The organism is Micromonospora vinacea, from assembly GCF_015751785.1.
GTDB classification, from domain to species: domain Bacteria; phylum Actinomycetota; class Actinomycetes; order Mycobacteriales; family Micromonosporaceae; genus Micromonospora; species Micromonospora vinacea.
The window spans coordinates 6,643,720-6,659,727 of sequence record NZ_JADOTY010000001.1; the positions used below are offsets into that span (position 1 = coordinate 6,643,720).

Annotated in this window: 17 protein-coding genes, 1 tRNA gene and 1 pseudogene; 5 read left to right on the forward strand and 14 right to left on the reverse strand. The window is 69.7% G+C overall.

The genetic code is table 11. The annotated features are described in order from the left end of the window. Positions 1-80 precede the first annotated feature (80 nt). The 8 genes from IW249_RS31035 to IW249_RS31070 form a co-directional block, all read right to left on the reverse strand. A tRNA-Arg gene (locus IW249_RS31035) sits at positions 81-149 on the reverse strand. 51 nt (positions 150-200) lie between these two features. Next, positions 201-1,040, reverse strand: a complete 840-nt coding sequence (locus tag IW249_RS31040; RefSeq protein ID WP_231394519.1) for a group I intron-associated PD-(D/E)XK endonuclease — start codon at positions 1,038-1,040, stop codon at positions 201-203. 201 nt (positions 1,041-1,241) lie between these two features. Next, positions 1,242-1,469 (reverse strand): ferredoxin, encoded by a 228-nt coding sequence (locus IW249_RS31045; protein ID WP_196924036.1) that lies wholly within the window; start codon positions 1,467-1,469, stop codon positions 1,242-1,244. Beyond that, positions 1,466-2,695, reverse strand: a complete 1,230-nt coding sequence (locus tag IW249_RS31050; protein ID WP_196924037.1) for a cytochrome P450 — start codon at positions 2,693-2,695, stop codon at positions 1,466-1,468. Before IW249_RS31050 ends, IW249_RS31045 begins: the two co-directional genes overlap by 4 nt. Positions 2,696-3,049: 354 nt before the next feature. Then, a complete protein-coding gene (locus IW249_RS31055) occupies positions 3,050-3,571 on the reverse strand; it encodes a hypothetical protein (RefSeq protein ID WP_196924038.1) in 522 nt (173 codons plus the stop codon). Between the two features lie 133 nt (positions 3,572-3,704). Further along, complete coding sequence (locus IW249_RS31060) at positions 3,705-4,202, reverse strand: hypothetical protein (protein WP_196924039.1); 498 nt, start codon at positions 4,200-4,202, stop codon at positions 3,705-3,707. Next, positions 4,202-4,720: a SigE family RNA polymerase sigma factor gene (locus tag IW249_RS31065; RefSeq protein ID WP_196924040.1), complete on the reverse strand. Its 519-nt coding sequence runs from the start codon at positions 4,718-4,720 to the stop codon at positions 4,202-4,204. Before IW249_RS31065 ends, IW249_RS31060 begins: the two co-directional genes overlap by 1 nt. A gap of 121 nt (positions 4,721-4,841) precedes the next feature. Then, positions 4,842-5,354, reverse strand: a complete 513-nt coding sequence (locus IW249_RS31070; RefSeq protein WP_196924041.1) for a hypothetical protein — start codon at positions 5,352-5,354, stop codon at positions 4,842-4,844. Positions 5,355-5,962: 608 nt separating this feature from the next. Between IW249_RS31070 and IW249_RS34905 the strand changes: the two genes are divergently transcribed. The 3 genes from IW249_RS34905 (at position 5,963) to nhaA (ending at position 8,084) form a co-directional block, all read left to right on the forward strand. Beyond that, a complete protein-coding gene (locus IW249_RS34905; protein ID WP_269215350.1) occupies positions 5,963-6,097 on the forward strand; it encodes a hypothetical protein in 135 nt (44 codons plus the stop codon). A 233-nt stretch (positions 6,098-6,330) separates the two neighbouring features. Further along, the gene (locus IW249_RS31075) at positions 6,331-6,612 is read left to right on the forward strand and encodes a hypothetical protein (protein ID WP_196924042.1); all 282 of its coding nucleotides are present in this window, start codon (positions 6,331-6,333) and stop codon (positions 6,610-6,612) included. A 152-nt stretch (positions 6,613-6,764) separates the two neighbouring features. Next, positions 6,765-8,084 (forward strand): Na+/H+ antiporter NhaA, encoded by a 1,320-nt coding sequence (gene nhaA / locus IW249_RS31080; protein WP_196924043.1) that lies wholly within the window; start codon positions 6,765-6,767, stop codon positions 8,082-8,084. A gap of 16 nt (positions 8,085-8,100) precedes the next feature. Here the strand turns inward: nhaA and IW249_RS31085 are convergent, their stop codons facing one another. Genes IW249_RS31085 through IW249_RS31095 form a run of 3 tightly spaced genes read right to left on the reverse strand, consistent with a single transcriptional unit; the run spans position 8,101 to position 10,903 of the window. After that, positions 8,101-9,150, reverse strand: coding sequence for a PucR family transcriptional regulator (locus tag IW249_RS31085; RefSeq protein ID WP_196924044.1), 1,050 nt, complete (start codon positions 9,148-9,150; stop codon positions 8,101-8,103). A 60-nt stretch (positions 9,151-9,210) separates the two neighbouring features. Beyond that, positions 9,211-9,999 carry an efflux permease Rv1217c-related protein gene (locus IW249_RS31090; protein WP_196924045.1) on the reverse strand — a complete coding sequence of 263 codons (789 nt, stop codon included), beginning with the start codon at positions 9,997-9,999 and terminating at the stop codon, positions 9,211-9,213. Then, positions 9,977-10,903 (reverse strand): ABC transporter ATP-binding protein, encoded by a 927-nt coding sequence (locus tag IW249_RS31095; protein WP_196924046.1) that lies wholly within the window; start codon positions 10,901-10,903, stop codon positions 9,977-9,979. Before IW249_RS31095 ends, IW249_RS31090 begins: the two co-directional genes overlap by 23 nt. Positions 10,904-11,111: 208 nt before the next feature. Here IW249_RS31095 and IW249_RS31100 point away from each other — a divergent pair, with 208 nt between their 5' ends. Then, positions 11,112-12,002, forward strand: a complete 891-nt coding sequence (locus IW249_RS31100) for an ABC transporter ATP-binding protein (protein WP_196924047.1) — start codon at positions 11,112-11,114, stop codon at positions 12,000-12,002. Continuing rightward, complete coding sequence (locus tag IW249_RS31105) at positions 11,999-13,600, forward strand: efflux permease Rv1217c-related protein (RefSeq protein WP_196924048.1); 1,602 nt, start codon at positions 11,999-12,001, stop codon at positions 13,598-13,600. The genes IW249_RS31100 and IW249_RS31105 overlap by 4 nt, the downstream gene beginning before the upstream one ends. 120 nt (positions 13,601-13,720) lie before the next feature. Here IW249_RS31105 and IW249_RS31110 read toward each other — a convergent pair whose 3' ends face one another. The 3 genes and pseudogenes from IW249_RS31110 to IW249_RS31120 all read right to left on the reverse strand — a co-directional run bounded on the left by IW249_RS31110 (position 13,721) and on the right by IW249_RS31120 (position 15,893). Continuing rightward, the gene (locus IW249_RS31110) at positions 13,721-14,413 is read right to left on the reverse strand and encodes a class I SAM-dependent methyltransferase (protein ID WP_196924049.1); all 693 of its coding nucleotides are present in this window, start codon (positions 14,411-14,413) and stop codon (positions 13,721-13,723) included. 206 nt (positions 14,414-14,619) lie between these two features. Beyond that, positions 14,620-15,222, reverse strand: a pseudogene (locus tag IW249_RS31115) (TIGR04282 family arsenosugar biosynthesis glycosyltransferase); the annotation flags it as partial. After that, complete coding sequence (locus IW249_RS31120; protein WP_196924051.1) at positions 15,219-15,893, reverse strand: glycosyltransferase family 2 protein; 675 nt, start codon at positions 15,891-15,893, stop codon at positions 15,219-15,221. The pseudogene IW249_RS31115 and the gene IW249_RS31120, both read right to left, overlap by 4 nt. Positions 15,894-16,008 lie beyond the last annotated feature (115 nt).

A 16,008-nucleotide genomic window follows, 5' to 3' on the forward strand; every position in this document is an offset into this window, starting at 1 on the left:
CCGGCCCCCTCCACTCAACGGGCGGCCCGGGCCAGGCCCACGACAGGACGGCTCAGATCCGCAGTGGATGGCTTTAGAGGCCGTGACCGGAATCGAAGCCGGCGTACGCGATTTCGCAAACCGCTCCCTCACCACTCGGGCACCCGGTTCTGCCTACCTCTGACTGGTTCGAACCAGCGACACCCGCCTCCAGGTGAGGGCTAGACCTGACCGATGTAATAGTCGAACGCGGACCTGATGCTTGCCCGCTGACCGTTGGCCGGCTCATCTACGCGGAGGTAGAGGATCGTCGCGCCGTTGAGGTCCGCCGTCGGCACCCAGTAGATCGATCCCAGGGCAGGGCAGTAGACCACGATGGCGTCCACGTCGCACACCTCGTACCGACGGCTGGGCCGGTTGGTGTTGGAACTCTTGGTGTTCGCCGAGACACATCCCTTCGACAGGTGGCCCGACTTCACCTGGACGCGGAAAAGGTCACCGGCAAAGTCAGCGATCAGGTCGTAGCGGCAGGCGTACCCGAAGGGGAACGACACGGTCGCGCCGAGACGCCGCAGGCAGGCAGCGACCGCCAGCTCGGCCATGTCCCCGGTTGCGTTCGTGTGCTTCTTTGCCTTGAACAGGCGATCTGCCGGCACCCCGGTCAACCGGGTGAGATTGTCCGTCGTGTTGTGCTTCCACGGTCGCGCCCGCATGGCGGTGAGTCCGAGGTCGGCCAGCTTCCCCGCGAGCCGGTGGCGGTTAGAGGGCGTCTGCGCCAGGCTGACGGCCGCCAGGATGCCGTTCAGGTCAAGGCCACTGGCAACTAGCTTTCGTAGGTGAACCTCGTCCGCGAGGGCACCGCTCGACGGGCGAGGCGCGAAGTTCCGGCCTAGCGGTGGCAGGGTGGCCCCGACCCGCTCGGCGGCCCTAGTCAGCCGCTGGTAGTTGGAGGTCGCAGCTGTGACGCCGAGCCGTTCAAGAACCTGCTTACGCGACTTGGCTCCGGCGATGGCCCCGGTGACGGCGTCGTCGTCATCGAACGCACTCATACTCGAAATCATACCGACCAACGCCGGTATGGATCCAAGTTTGAGATGTACCCTAGGCAGGAATCGAACCTGCGGCGTCGGCGTCCGAAAACACCGTGCTCTATGAACTCGTCGTCCCTGAGTGGCGGCAGAGCGACCGCCTCGTCGTTGATCTGCGGAACTTCCGCACCTGCCCAGCTCGTGGGCGCAGACGGCGGGGCGCTGGATTTCGGATCACTCCTGGGGCGCGAGCAGCCGATTGTCGGTGGCGTCGTGGACCGTGATTGCCTCCACCGGGCACGAGTCTGCGGCGTCGAGGATGACCTCGGCCGGGGCGACGACGTCGGCCAGCGGCGCGGACAGGCCGCCGACCAGGCGGAAGTGCTCGGGCGCGGTACCGGCGCAGATGCTCGTGCCGATGCAGCGGCGCGTGTCCACGCCGATCCGCCAGGCGTTGCTCACCAGGCCACCGGCATGCTGAGCAGGCCCCGCACCAGCATGCCCCGCTTCCACTGCAGCTCGGCTTCCGGTACGGCGAGCCGCAATCCGGGCAGGCGGGTCACGAGGGTGGCGACGGCGACCTGCAACTCCATGCGGGCCAGCTGCGCGCCGACGCAGTGGTGTACGCCGTGCCCGAAGCCCAGGTGCGGGTTCTGCTCGCGGTCGAGGTCCAGGCGGTCCGGGTCGGCGAAGACGGTGCCGTCCCGGTTCGCCGACGACAGTGAGCCGAGAACCGGCTCACCGGCCCGGACCAGCACCCCGCCGACCTCGACGTCCTCCTTGGCGTACCGGGCGAAGGAGGAGCCGACGCCGAGCGGCACGTACCGCAGCAGTTCCTCGACCGCGGCCGGCACCAGCGACGGGTTGGCCCGCAGCCGGGCGAGCTGGTCCGGGTTGTGCAGCAGGACGTAGACGAAGTTGGGGATCTGGGTCACCGTGGTCTCGTGGCCAGCCGCGAGCAGCCCTCCGGCCAGCTCGACCAGTTCGGTCTCGCTGAGCCGATCCTGATTCTCGTCGCGGGCCCGCACCAACGCGCCGAGCAGGTCGTCGATCCCCGGCTCGCGGCGGCGCTCGGCGACGAGATCACCCATGTAGCCCCAGAGATTGTTCAGGTACTCCTGGATCGTTTCCATTGGCAGGGATGTGGTCGAGACGATTGCCTCGGACCAGAGGTGGAAGCGGTCGCGGTCGGCGTACGGGACCCCGAGCAGCTCGCAGATCACCTGGATCGGCAGCGGTGTGGCGACGTGCTCCACCAGGTCGGCCGGAGGACCGAGCCGGAGCATGTTGTCGACCAGGGAGTCGGCGATCTCCTGGGTTCGGGGTCGGAGGGCCTCTACCCGACGTGCCGTGAACGCCTTCGCCACCAGCCGGCGTAGCCGGGTGTGATCGGGCGGGTCCATGGTCAGCATGCCGCTGTACTGCTGGCGCGCGGTGAGCCTGGGCTCGTCGCGGTGAACGGCTGGGGCGCGGCCGAACCGTACGTCGCCGAGGACCGTACGGACGTCCTCGTACCGGGTGGCGAGCCACGCCTCCTCGCCGTAGGGGAGTTTCACCCGGGTCATCGGTTCGTTCTCGCGCAGCTCGCCATAGGTCGGATCGACGACGAGGCGGTCGGGCACGCTGAACGGGTACGGCCGCGCGGGCGGAACGGTTCGGCTCTCGGTGGTCTGCGCGCTCTCGGTCATCCGGATTCCCTTCGTCGAGACGGCGTGATCCTCGGGCCGGTACGTTCGTACGGCGCCGGACTGCCAGCGTCCAGGGTTCATGGACAGCACACATCAACGCTCGGTAATCTTTCGATATCGGATCGTAGCGATAGATGTCGTTGATCGCCATGGAGGTTGGTCCACGTCCGTACGCGACAGCGTTCTCGTGGCGAACCGCCTGCCGTGCCTCGTCCCCGACGACCAGCCACTCCCCACGGCGGTCGCCGCCGCCTGGCCCGGCCAGCCGAGGCGTGCAGCGGGGCGGCCCAGCAGGCTGCCTTCCGCTGGCGGACGACCGAGGATGTGGGAGACCTGAGGGACGGCTCGTAACTCTCAGGCCACCTGGAGTTGGTACGTCGCGGCGACGTGGAAGCCGTGCCCGTCGGTGCCGGCAAAGGCCACCGTATGGGGTCCTGGGGCGAGCGGGTCCACGCGAGCCCAGATGCCCCACACCCGCATGGGTACCCGGCGCCGGCGGCGGGTGACCGGGTTCAGGAAAGCGCCCCGGACGTCGAAGAGCTCTGTCACATCGATCGTGGTGACCGGATGCGGCACCTGGTCGACGTGCGCCTCGCCGGTCGCCGCGGGCAGCGGTGGAATGTACGTACCGTGCGGGCACCACATGTTGAAGGCCGGGAAGAACAGCGGGCGCCCTACGGGCACGGTGCACCGGCGTTCGACGTTTCCGCCGAAGCAGCCGGCGAGGAACCACACGTCGTTGGGCTGACGGTGGTGCGCATGCCGGCCGGTCCGGTCCAGGATGGGGTTGCGGAACGGTCCGGTCGCGGCGGCCCACTGCACCCACCGGGCCGCCAACCCCTGCGGGCTGTCTGGCGCGTACGGAAAGATCGACACGCCGCAGATGCTAGCGAAGGGATCCGAGAGCCGGCGGCGTTGTGCCAGCGCGAGGTGCGCCCGGCTTAGCGACGGGCCTTGATGGGCACCCGACTGACGGCCGTCGTCGGCCGGGGATTTCCCAGGCGGGCGTTCAGGAAGTGCAGAACGACGCCGGCTCGGTAAGGCCGAGGTCCTTGCAGTCCCATCCGGTGCCCTGGTCCTGGAATCGCCAGCCCGTGCCGGCGGTGTAATGGAACAGGTAGATGACGCCGCTGGCGTCCGGACGCTGCACGTCGGCCGCCGCCCACGTCTCGACGCACTCCACTGCCCTGGAGGCGAAAGTCCAGCCGGCCGGCAGCTCTACCAGGTTCCCGAGGGTCTGCGTCGATGGACAGGTGGGATTCTGGGGTCCGTCACTGGTGCGGGTGGATGCGGGTGGCGTCGGGGGGTCGGGCCGGTTCTGGGTGGCGAAGGCGACCGTACCGCCGATGGCGAACACCACCGCCGCGGCCGCGGCGCCGGTGGTGACCGCCCTCCGTCGTTGTACCTGGCGTGATTTGCGTAGGGCGCGCTCGTACATGTCGGCGGTGCCGCCGAGCTCGCTCAGATCGGACATGGCCTGCCGCAGGGGGCCGAGGTTGTCGGTCATCAGGCCTCCTCCATCACGGCCGAGAGCAGCTCCGGCGCTATCTGCCGCATGCGGGCCAACGCCTTGCTGGTCTGACTCTTGATCGTGCCGACCGAGCACTGCAGCAGATCCGCGGCCTCGGCCTCGCTGCGGTCCTCGAAGAACCGTGCCACCAGCACGGCCCGTTGCCGCTGGGTGAGTTGGGCGAGAGCCTGGTGCAGGGCGACCTTGAGATCGGTGCGGCGAGCATGATCGCTGCCGGGCTGAACCACGTCGGCCAGCTCGCCGGGCAGGGACTCGGCTATCTTGCGGCGCCGCCACCAGCTCACGTGCTGGTGGTACATGGCGGTACGGGTGTACGCCTCGAAGTGCCCGGGATCATGTAGCCGGCGCCGGCCCCGATGCGTGCGGGCCAGGGCATCCTGCACCAGGTCCTCGGCGAGGTGCCGGTCGCCGGTCAGCAGGAACGCCGTCCGCAGCAACGCCGACGAGCGGGTCCGCACGAACTCACAGAAAAGATCGTCTATGGAGTCCGCCATGCCCCGCTCGTCCCCCCACGTACCCCAAGTCCTTCAGGCAGCGGCGGCGTCGATGCGGCCGGTTGACTGTGGCGCACACCTTAGCTGGTGTGCGCCACAGCAAGGACTGGGGTCTCCCGGGTCAGGAGATGCAGAACGGCGCCGGCTCGTTGAGGCCGAGATCCTTGCAGTCATATCCGCTGCCGTCGCCGTAGTACTTCCAGCCCGTGCCGGTCACGTAGTGGAACAGGTAGACGCCGTCTCCAGCGGTCGGGCCCTGCGGATCGGCTCCCGCCCAGTCCTTGACGCACTGGACACTGCCGAACGTCCAGCCCTTCGGCAGCTCCACCAGGCCCGCGAGGGTCTTCGCCGAAGGACACTTGGCACTCGTGGCCGGCTTGTTCGCCGGCTTGGTCGTCGTCGCCGGATCCGAGATGCAGAACGGCGCCGGCTCGCTGAGGCCGAGGTCCTTGCAGTCCCATCCGCTGCCCTGGTCGTAGTACTTCCAGCCCGTGTCGGCCACGTAGCGGAACAGGTAGACCCCGTCACCCGCGGTCGGGCCCTGCGGATCGGCCGCCGCCCAGCCCTTGAAACAGTTCACCTTCCCGAGAGACCAGCCCTTCGGCAGCTCGACCAGCGTCTGGAGGGTCGCCACCGAGGGACATTCGGCAATCCCGGCCGCCGGGGCAGCGGGCGAGGCACCGGGGGTGCCAGTGGCCGCAGCAGCCGACGTCGGAGCAGGTGCGGTTGGGCTGGGGCCGGACGGCGCCGCGGAGTCGCAGGCGGACAGTCCAATAAGGACAGTCGCAACGGGCAGCAGCAGAAGGTGACGTGCAGACATTTCCGGGCCCCTATGGCTCGTGGCGATCATCGCTTACATCCGGGTACATGCGATCCATCGCCCGCAGGTTGCCGCCAACGAGATTTTTTCTTCAAGATCTTTCGGCGACCCCGCTCAGACGGTGTTCACCGCAGGTCATGCCCAGTGACGTCTCGCGCCCGTCAGCCACGGCTATCCAGATGAGGGTGGGTGACGCAGCCAGTGACGGAGCTCCCTGGGCGGCGACCCGATGGCGAGGGGCGACACGAGCCACTGCCCCAGCAGCGGCGATGCACTCCCAACGTCCGCAAGAGCTGAAACAGCGTAGGGTCGGCGTGCAGTGAAGACTTCGCGCCCGCCGCGCGGTACTTCCGTCACCTGCACGCCGCGATCAGGCGAGTACCACGCTGCACGTTCACCGACCTGCTTCAGGAGGTTCGATCATGTCCAAGGACTCGACGACCAAGGCGAACGTCAAGAAGAAGGGTAAGACGATCAAGGAGAAGCAGACTGCGAAGCGCCTGAAGCGCGACGAGCAGAACGGACAGTCCTCAAACATCGTGCCCACCGGCCGCTAAAGCCGGCAGCATCGCTCAATTATCCGAATGCGGCGATGAAGGTGGGGGCTGACGATCGTCGGATCCCCACCTGCCGCTGCGGCCGCAGAGTTGCGGCAGGTGGCAGTGGCCCCGAACTGTGGATGCGTCCGGCGAGCGCCAGCTTCTCTCGACGAGAACGTCATCGACGAGAATGAGGGGCGAAACTTCACCAGAAGCAAGGGCGAATTGATAAAGGCACCAGCCGGCGGTACGTGGAAACCATCGACGCCATCAACCCTGCCTCGGTCGCACACCAGCTTCCGCCTCGGACTCCTGCCCTGCTCACCTGCGGAACCATCGACCAACAGGTCCCGTGCCACACGACCACGCCGCTGGCAGTGGCGCTGGAGCGGGCGCACACCAGCGGGCCCGGCCGAATCGTGCTGGCCGGCGTGGCTCACGATCTGGCCGACCCCGCGAATCCAGACGTGCTCGCCCCGGCGACACTCGATGCGCTGCGTCCGTTCATGAAATGCGGTACCAGGCGCGAATGACCTCCCAGGCTGCACGCTGCCTGGCCGTGGATGACACGCTCCCGTTCTCAGGGGCGGTGACAGGCTGATGGTCGTCGTTTGGCTAACGTGGTAGCCGGTGTGCCGGGAAGACTGGTCGGCGACTTCCTCACCGACCCCACCGGAGGACCACGATGAGCCGCCCCCCGGCCAACCGCACGCCACTCCTGCTCAGCCGCAGGAGTTGGCCTGAGGTACGCCGCATCGGAGACATTCTCCGGACCGAAACGGTCGGTGGGGTGCTGCTGCTGGTCGCCGCCGTGCTTGCCCTCGCCTGGGCGAACTCCCCTTGGTCCGACGCGTACCGCTCGCTCGCTGACGTCACAGTGGGCCCCGAGGCGCTGCATCTGGACCTCTCACTGGCGCAGTGGGCCGCCGATGGCCTGTTGGCGATCTTCTTCTTCGTCGCCGGGTTGGAGCTCAAGCGCGAGTTCGTCGCCGGTGACCTGCGCGAGCCCCGCCGGGCGATGCTGCCCGTCGCCGCCGCGCTCGGCGGTATGGCGCTGCCGGCGCTGATCTATGTGGCGTTCAACGTCGGGGCCGGCGACGGGGCGTTGACCGGGTGGGCGATCCCGACCGCCACGGACATCGCGTTCGCCCTGGCCGTGCTCGGAGTGATCAACACCAGCCTGCCCTCGGCGATGCGGACGTTTCTGCTCACCCTCGCGGTGGTCGATGACCTGCTGGCCATTGTGATCATCGCGGTCTTCTACACCAGTACCCTGCACTTCGGGCTGCTGCTGCTCGCGTTGGCCCCGATGGCGCTGTTCGGTCTGCTGGTTCAGCGCCGGGTGCGGTCCTGGTGGCTGCTGCTGCCGCTGGCGGTCACGACGTGGGCGCTGGTGCACGCCTCCGGGGTGCACGCCACCGTCGCCGGGGTCGCGCTGGCCTTCACCGTGCCGGTGCTACGCCGCAAGCCGGGACCTGGCCCTGGCCTGGCGGAGCACTTCGAACACCGAATCCGGCCCCTGTCCGCGGGGGTCGCGGTACCGGTGTTCGCGTTCTTCGCCGCCGGAGTCTCGGTAGCCGGGGCGGGCGGTCTCGGCGCAACCCTGACCGACTCGGTCGCCCTGGGCGTGATGGTGGGGTTGGTGGTGGGTAAGTCGGCTGGCGTTCTCGGCGCCAGCTGGCTCGTGCAGCGGTTCACCCGGGCCCGGCTCGCGGAAGGGCTGACCTGGTGGGACATGGTGGGGTTGGCGCTGCTGGCCGGAGTCGGTTTCACCGTGTCCCTGCTGATCGGTGAATTGGCGTTCGGCGCCGGCACCGAACGCGACGACCACTCCAAGATCGGCGTTCTGCTCGGGTCGCTGCTGTCGGCGGTGCTGGCAACCGTCGTTCTACGCGCTCGTAATCGGCATTACCAGGGGGTCTGCGCGCTGGAGGAGCGCGACAGCGACGCCGACGGGGTGCCAGACGTCTATGAGGAGCAGCCGACAAAAACGACGCCGTCCTGATCTGGCCGCTCCTGGGCTATGGCGGCCAGCCGAGCAGTCGAGCGCCGAGTACAGCTGTCTGCAGGGTGAAGCGTTGGGTCGGCTCGCCGGGGTGGTAGCCGGTCAGGTCCCGGATGCGGTCGAGTCGGTAGGTGACCGCGCGGACGGACAGGTGCATCTGCCGCGCTGTCGCGGTGTGGTTGCCCTGGTTGTCGAAGAGCACGGTCAGGGTCTCCAGGTACGGCCCGGCACCGCCGCGCGCCGCCGTCAGTGGCCCGAGGACCGTGGTCACCAGGTCGGTGATGGCGTCGCGGTCACGCAGCAGCACGGGGAACACCAGCAGGTCGGCAGCATTGAGTACGGGCGTGGTGAAGCCGAGCCTGACGGCGTAGTCGAGGGTCTGGCGGGCCTCGTCGAGGGATGTGGCCAGGCCATGGACACCGGGTTGGGTGCGGCCGACGGCGATCTGCCAGTTACCCGCGCCGAGCTCAGTGACGAGCAGGTGGGCGAGTTCGGCAGCGATGCCGCGTAGGCCACCGGCGCTGATGCAGACCACATCGCCGTCGCGGAGGGTGGTGAGGGTGTTTCCTTCGCCGAACCTGGAGGCCAGTGCGCCATCGATGCGGTGGGTGATACCGGGAGTCAGGCCCGCCGCACGGGCGATGAGGACGGTGTGGGTGGCCGACAGGCGGATGCCGTACCGGTGTGCGCGCTCGGCCAGACCGCCCGGGTCGGCGCGGCCGGTGAGCAGGTCGTTGACGAACGCGGCACGTTCGTTGTCGTGGCGATCCAGCTCGGCGCGGTTCTGCCGGGTGTACCCGTCCACGGCGTCGGTGAGCAGGACACGGGCGGTGTCCAGCAGTGTCTCGGCGCGGGAATGCACGGCGACGGCGGTGTCGGTCGACGCGACCGGGGTGGCGCTCCAGTGGGCGGTGGTGGCAGCCAGCAGACCGGTAACGAGCTCGGGCAGCGTCAGCCCCTCATCCGCTGCGCGGGCGCCCAGGTTGACCGCTGCCTGACGCCGGGCAGTGGCCGGGACGTACAGCAGATCCTGGCAGTTTGCCGCCAGCCAATTGGCGTCGTTCATGGGCTGTTCCTTGTCGGCGTGCTGGTGGCCGCCGGTAACCGGAGGCCACCAGCCTCAGGTTTACACACCGATGTCGCGGCGGTCGAACACGATGACTCCGGCGGTCGTGGCTGCGGCGCCGAGGAGCACGAGGGCGAGAAGCTCGGGCGGGTGCCAGCCGGTGTGCAGCGGGTCCGTGCCGATGAAGTAGTGAAACGGTGACAGCCAGCGCACCCAGTGCCACCCGTCGAGCATGCCGCCGATGGCGTTGGCCATGTAGGCGGCCACGGCAAGGCCACCGGTGATCGCGAGGACGGCAGCCCGTTTTCCGGTGGCGGCGCCAACGAGGAAGGCGACGCCGGCGAAGCTCCACACCAGGGCGACCAGGCCAGCGGACGCGGCGGCGACGTTGGACAGGGAGATGTCCATGCCGATCCACGGAACAATGATCATCAGCAGGATCCCGGGGATGGCGGCGATCCCGGTGAGCGCGCTGCCGGCTGCGGCCACCCGTTGCCAGGCGAAAGCGGTGCGCGAGACCGGGTTGGCCAGCATCAGCTCCATGCCGCCGTCCTCCTCCGGCCGAGCGATCGTGCGGGCAGTCAGCGTGATGGCGCCCATCAGGACCAGCAGTGGGCCGATCAGGCTGAAGATGGTCGCCTGCAGATAGCCGGCGGGCGACAGCATGTCGGCGATGCCGAGGAAGTCCAGCATGCCCTGGGGCAGAGCGTCCTGCTTCAGCTCCGCGGCTCCCTGAAACTGGCTGTAGAAGGAGGTGTAGATGGCGGTGAAGGCGGCGACGCCACCGGCCCAACCGATCAGTGCCAGGCGGTCGTCACGCCAGGTCTTACGCACCAGCGCGGGAAGCATCGCCGGCTCCTTCCCCGTGGTAGTAGAACGACAGGAACGTCTCTTCCAGGTCGGGTTCGGTAGACAACATGTCCACCACCTCATGACGCGCCGCCGCCTTGATCAGCGGATCGATGCGGCCGTCGACAGTGCATTTCAGCACCGGGCCGGACACCACCACGTCACTGACTCCGGGCAGGACACTGAACTCCGCCGGATCCACCGGGTCATCGAAATGAATCTCGACGGCCCGGACCGCCCGCTTCCCCAGTGACTCAACCCGCTCGACCGCGGCCAACCGGCCGTCGCGGACGATGGCGACCCGGTCGGCCGCCTGCTGCACCTCGGCCAGGACATGAGAGGACATGAAGACGGTCTGCCCAGCACCACTGGCGTCGCGGACCATGGCCAGGAACTCCTGCTGCATGAGGGGATCCAGCCCACTGGTCGGCTCATCCAGGACCAGCACCGCCGGCCGGTGCATGAACGCCTGCACCAACCCGACCTTCTGCTTGTTGCCCTTACTCATCGTCCGTACCGAGCGCGAGAGGTCCAGGTCCAGCCGCTCCGCGAGGTCGGTCACCTGCGACCAGGCCACGCCGCCGCGCGCTGCGGCGAAGAAGCGCAGCAGGTCCTCCGCCTTGTCCCGCCCGGGAAACACGAGCTCGCCGGGCAGATAGCCGATCTGACGGTGCAGTGCGGCCTTGTCCCTGCGCGGGTCGAGCCCGAGCACAGTCGCGCGCCCACGAGTGGGGCGCAGAAAGTCCAACAGCAGCCGGATCGTGGTGGTCTTCCCGGCTCCGTTCGGCCCAAGGAACCCCACCACCTCCCCGGCCCGAACCTCCAGGCTGAGACCCTCGATACCGCGACGCTGACCATAGAACTTGGTCAGGTCCTCGGTGAGTAGGGCGATGTCGCTTGTCATGCCCCCATCGTCGCGGGCTTTCCCTCCCGGCATCAGGTCAGCATCCGGTCGACATACCGCTGATGCCGTTGCCGAACATCGGAAGGTAATAGCCCGAATGCCAGCCCGGGCGGGCGGCGCGCCCCGACCGCCGGGAGTACTCTCGCATCAGGTGCGCCGGGAAGTCTGGTCGGCAGGTCATGTCGTGCTGCGGCTTCTGGAGGCTCCGATGGGCGTTTCTGCCCTACGCACCGAACATCTGTCCAAGCGGTACGGGCGGCTGCTCGCCCTCGACGACCTCACCCTCGACGTCGCGGCGGGCGAGGTATTCGGGTTTCTCGGCCCCAACGGCGCCGGAAAGTCAACGACGATCCGGCTGCTGCTCGGTCTTGCCCGACCCACCTCCGGACGAGCGTGGATCTTCGACACCGACGCCGCCGATGTTGCCGCCGCCCACCGCATGCTCGCCTACGTGCCGGCGGATGTGGCGCTGTGGCCACGGATGACCGGCGCCGAGGTGCTGGACCTGCTCGCCCGCGTCGGCCCCGGCACCGACACCGCGTACCGCGACGAGCTCATCCAACGATTCGCGCTCGACGTTTCCAAGCTGGCCGGCACCTACTCGACGGGCAACCGGCAGAAGGTCGCTCTGATCGCGGCGTTCGCCACCCGGGCGCCTCTGCTGGTGCTGGACGAGCCAACCAGCGGCCTGGACCCGCTCATGGAACTGCAGTTCCGACAGGCGGTCGGGGTTGCCCGCGACAATGGGCAGACGGTGTTCCTCAGCTCCCACCAGCTCGCCGAGGTCGAAGCCGTCTGCGACCGCGTCGGCATCCTGCGCGCCGGCGAACTGGTGGAGGTGGCCTCCGTCGCACAGCTGCGCCGACTGCACCACACCGAGGTTGCCGCGACGTTCACCGGCACACCACCGGACCTCGACGGCGTCCACGGCGTCCACGACCTGCACGCAGACGGCGCCGCGACAGTGCGGTTCACCCTGAGCGGCTCCCCCGCCGCAGCGCTGCGCGCCCTAGCCGACGCAGACGTGGCGACGATCGTCGTCCGAGAGCAGAGCCTCGAGGAGATCTTCCTCGCCTACTACGGGCAGAACGCCCGATGATCGCAACCACGGCGGCAGCAGCCGGCCCGGAGCGGGTGCTCAGAGGGCTCGCAGTGCGCCAGGTGCGCCGTGGCGCCCTGGTCGTGACCGCTGTGTGCGCGGGCATGTCCGCCCTGGTGGTGGTCGGCTACCACAGCGAGGCACTGGATCCGGCCGCCCTGGCGGCGCTGGCCCGCAACCCCGCCATCCGCACCCTGTTCGGCGAACCGGTCGCCCTCGACCAGGCGGGCGGGTTCACGGTGTGGCGCACGGGCACCGTCCTGGCGGTCCTGCTCGGAGTGTGGGCAATGCTGGCCGCCACCCGGATCACCCGCGGGGAGGAGGACGCAGGCCGGTGGGGTCTGCTGCTGTCCGGCCGCATCACCCTCGCCGAGGCGGTCCGCCAGCACCTCGGTGTGCTGGCCGTCGTTCCGGTCCTCGTTGGCGCGGCGACCGCCGCGGCGATGATCGCTGCGGGAGTGGACGCCACAGGTTCGTTGGTGCACGGCACCGGCCTCGCTGTTGTCGGGCTCTTCTTCGTCGCCGTCGGGGGCGTCACCGCGCAGATGTTCGTCAGCCGGTCGGCGGCCAACGGTGTCGCGGCGGCCGTCCTGGTCGTCGGGCTCCTCACGCGGATGGTCGGCGACGGTGTGCCCGCGCTGGCCTGGCTTCGGTGGCTGTCCCCATTCGGCCTCCTGGCGCTGACCCGCCCGTTCGACACCAATCGAGGGCTGCCGGTGTCGGTGCTGGCGTTCGCCGCGGTGCTGCTACTGGCCCTCGCCGGTCGGCTTGCGGCTCGGCGCGACGTCGGCGCGGCGATTCTTGCTACGGCCGGCAGCCGGCCGGCGCGTACCGCGTTGCTCGGTTCGGTGCCCGCCTTCGCCGTACGGCGGACCGTGCGGCCGCTGGCCGCATGGTCGGCCGGGATCGGCGCGTACTTCCTGCTCCTGGGCCTGATCGCCCGGTCCATGGCCGAGTTCCTGACCGGCAACCCCGAGTTCGCGACGATGGCGGCCCAGGCTGGCTTCCCGGCGCTCGACACGGTCGAGGGCTACGCGGCCACCCTGTTCGCGCTGTTGGCCGTTCCGGTCGGGGTGTTCGTCGCCGTGCGGCTCGCCGCGGTAGCCGCGGACGAGAATGCCCGGCGTCTCACACTGCTGCTGGCCGCACCGGTGACCCGGGTACGGCTGATGGCCGCCGAAGCGGCCGTCGCTGGCTGCGCCGCGCTGGTCCTGATCACGGCGGCCGGCGTCGCCATGTGGGCCGGTACGGCCACTGTCCATGCCGGCCTTGGGGCCGGCGACGCGCTCGCCGGCGCCTGGAACGTCGTGCCGATTGTGCTGCTGTGTCTGGGAGCTGCCGTCCTGGCGCTCGGATGGGCACCACGCGCCGTCGCGGCGATCGGCACCCTTCCGGCCGCTGGCGGGTTCCTGTGGCAGGTCATCGCCGACAGCACCGACGCGCCCTCCTGGATCCGTGCGCTGTCCCCGTTCGCGCACCTGGCCACGGTGCCGGTCACCACGCCGGCCTGGGTCGCGGCGTCCGTGATGGCCGGCATCGCCGCGGCAGGAGTGGTCGCCGGCACAATCGGCTACCGCCGGCGTGACCTGGTTGCCTGACCAACCCCATCGCCAACTCATGCATGTCGGAGGGCCGGTCCCCGCTGTGGCTGGCGGTTCACGCGCGGCGGCACGACAACGCCTCCCGCGCCGCCGGGCAGATGCAAGCCGGCACTGACCTCACCTCATCGGGGTGGCCGCGCCAGAGCTGTCCTCGGCCAACTCGGCGAACCAGCGGCGGTCGCGGCGAAACACCTCGCGGACCGTGAACCCGGCGGTGGAGGCCACCCCGGTGACCGCCGTGGTGTCGAGCCGGGCCCACCGGAAGGGTGGCCCGAGGCGCGAACCACCGCCCGCGGCCTGGAGGGCCAGTTGGGCCTGACCGCGCCAGAGTCCTGGGCCTGGTGCTTCGAGTTCGACGAGCACGGTGCCGCCGGGGCGCAGCAGGTCGTGGCACCGGCCGAGGAGGGTGACGGGGTCACCGCCGATGCCGATGTTTCCGTCGATCAGGAGCACGTGAGCCCAGCGCCCTTCTGCGGGCAGTGGGGCGAAGACGTCTCTCTGGAGGGCGATTGCGCCTCGGGCCCGGGTCAACCGAACCGCTTGCGCGGAGATGTCGACTCCGACGGCGGTCAGCCCGGCCCGGGTGAGTGCCAGTGTGAGCCGGCCTGGACCGCAGCCCAGGTCGAGCGTCGGGCCGGTGCATCGGGCGACCAGTGCGGCCACCGCCGGTTCGGCTGGGCCGTGCCACCGGCGTACCGGCAGGCGGCTGCGCCAACCGTTGTCGCCGTGCACCAGCCAGTGGTCGTCGGTGCGGCGTCGCAACGCGCTGCCGAATGCCTCGGTCGGTCTGGCCCGGATGCTGCGGCTCATCGAGGGATCCCGGGCGTCAGGCTGCGCTGAACCGCCGCGACGTGGCGCGCGAAGCGGCTGCCGGTACCGTGCCGCGCCGGGCGGGCCTCCAGGTGGGCGGCTTCTTGGCCCCCGGGCCGCTCCGGCAAGGCTGCCGCGGGCCGCCCGGGACGACCGTCGGCAATCACGTCGGTCGACCATGTCGACGCATCGCCGGACGTCGACGCGGCCACCGCGAGTGCGTCGGCCCACTCGTCGACGTCTCGAAGCAGGGGTAAGGGTTCTACCCGCAAACCCCCGTTGCGTAGGGCCACGATGGTGTGGTGCCCGGTCAGCGCGGTGGACATCGGCACGGCGCGAAGCACGGCGGCGTACCGGGGGTTGTGCAGGCCCAGGGCCCACCACCCGCCGTCGATGGCAGGGCCGAGCACGGCGTCGGTGAGGGTGAGGCGGTGGACGGCCGCATCGAGCTGCGCCGACGTCAGCTGTGGCGTATCCATGCCGATCTGGAGCACAGGTCGACCCGGGTAGTCGTCAGCCACGTCGGCGTGGGCGTTGGCGAGACGATCGCCGAGGTCGGTGCCGCGCTGCGGCAGGATCTGCCAGCCGGCGGTCGCCGCGGTCAGCTCGGCGGCTTCTTCGGCGTCGGCCAGCCGACCGTGCAGGGCGAGGACGGGTGTGACGCCGGGAGTGGCGCGTACGGTGTCCAGACTGTCCAGCAGTGCCGCGGCGGCGATCCGGGCCGCCTGCAGGTGGCTGGCCGGGGGGCAGAGACGGGTCTTCACTGCACCCGGCACGGGTGCCTTCGCCATCACCAGCAGGACGGTCACCGCGATCGCTCCACCGTGCGCAGGACCCCGGCGAAGTCCCGGGTCGCGCGGAGCGTGCCGCGTACCGAGCCGGAGACCTTCGACCGGGTGCCGGCGGCGCGGTGCGAGTACCGCACGTCGAGTTCCCGGATCCGCCAGCCCGCGGCGGCGGCGCGGATGAGTAGTTCCAACGGGTATCCGAAGGCGCGGTCGGTGACTCCGAGGCCGAGAAGCGCTTCGCGGCGGGCCACCCGAATCGGGCTGAGGTCGCGCAGCGGTATGCCCCGCTGCCGCAGCAGCGCCGCGACCAGCGCGGTGCCGGCCCGGGCATGCCACGGCCAGACCCCGGCGGCGACGGGCCGGCGACGACCGACCACCAGATCAGCCGACCCGCTGGCCACCGGCGCGACCAGCGCCGGGAGTTCGGTGGGGTCGAAGGAGCCGTCGGCGTCGAGCACACAGACCAGTGCGGCCTCGGCCGCCTCCAGGCCGGTGTGTACGGCCGCGCCGTAGCCCCGGCGCGCTTCGTGGACGACCCGGGCGCCGTGCCGGGCCGCGACCTGCGCTGAGCCGTCCCGGGAGCCGTTGTCCACCACGATCGCCCGGTAGCCGGGTGGCAGGGCGGTCAGGACACCGGGTAGCGCCGCGGCTTCGTCGAGACACGGCAGTACCACGTCGATCGGTGATGGCATACCGGAAACGCTAGGACGCCAAGCCGCCCTGGATGGGCGAAATCGGACCATCAGCGATTCTGCCAGCATCGCCCGTTCATCGAAGGGTGATGTCCTGCCCGTTCCCGCACCACCG

Coding starts and splice junctions, on each gene's coding strand:
- IW249_RS31040 (WP_231394519.1), bottom strand. CDS start 1,040: ATGATTTCGAGTATGAGTGCGTTCGATGACGACGACGCCGTCACCGGG.
- IW249_RS31050 (WP_196924037.1), bottom strand. CDS start 2,695: ATGACCGAGAGCGCGCAGACCACCGAGAGCCGAACCGTTCCGCCCGCG.
- IW249_RS31060 (WP_196924039.1), bottom strand. CDS start 4,202: ATGACCGACAACCTCGGCCCCCTGCGGCAGGCCATGTCCGATCTGAGC.
- IW249_RS31065 (WP_196924040.1), bottom strand. CDS start 4,720: ATGGCGGACTCCATAGACGATCTTTTCTGTGAGTTCGTGCGGACCCGC.
- IW249_RS34905 (WP_269215350.1), top strand. CDS start 5,963: ATGTCCAAGGACTCGACGACCAAGGCGAACGTCAAGAAGAAGGGTAAG.
- nhaA (WP_196924043.1), top strand. CDS start 6,765: ATGAGCCGCCCCCCGGCCAACCGCACGCCACTCCTGCTCAGCCGCAGG.
- IW249_RS31085 (WP_196924044.1), bottom strand. CDS start 9,150: ATGAACGACGCCAATTGGCTGGCGGCAAACTGCCAGGATCTGCTGTAC.
- IW249_RS31090 (WP_196924045.1), bottom strand. CDS start 9,999: ATGCTTCCCGCGCTGGTGCGTAAGACCTGGCGTGACGACCGCCTGGCA.
- IW249_RS31095 (WP_196924046.1), bottom strand. CDS start 10,903: ATGACAAGCGACATCGCCCTACTCACCGAGGACCTGACCAAGTTCTAT.
- IW249_RS31100 (WP_196924047.1), top strand. CDS start 11,112: ATGGGCGTTTCTGCCCTACGCACCGAACATCTGTCCAAGCGGTACGGG.
- IW249_RS31105 (WP_196924048.1), top strand. CDS start 11,999: ATGATCGCAACCACGGCGGCAGCAGCCGGCCCGGAGCGGGTGCTCAGA.
- IW249_RS31110 (WP_196924049.1), bottom strand. CDS start 14,413: ATGAGCCGCAGCATCCGGGCCAGACCGACCGAGGCATTCGGCAGCGCG.
- IW249_RS31120 (WP_196924051.1), bottom strand. CDS start 15,893: ATGCCATCACCGATCGACGTGGTACTGCCGTGTCTCGACGAAGCCGCG.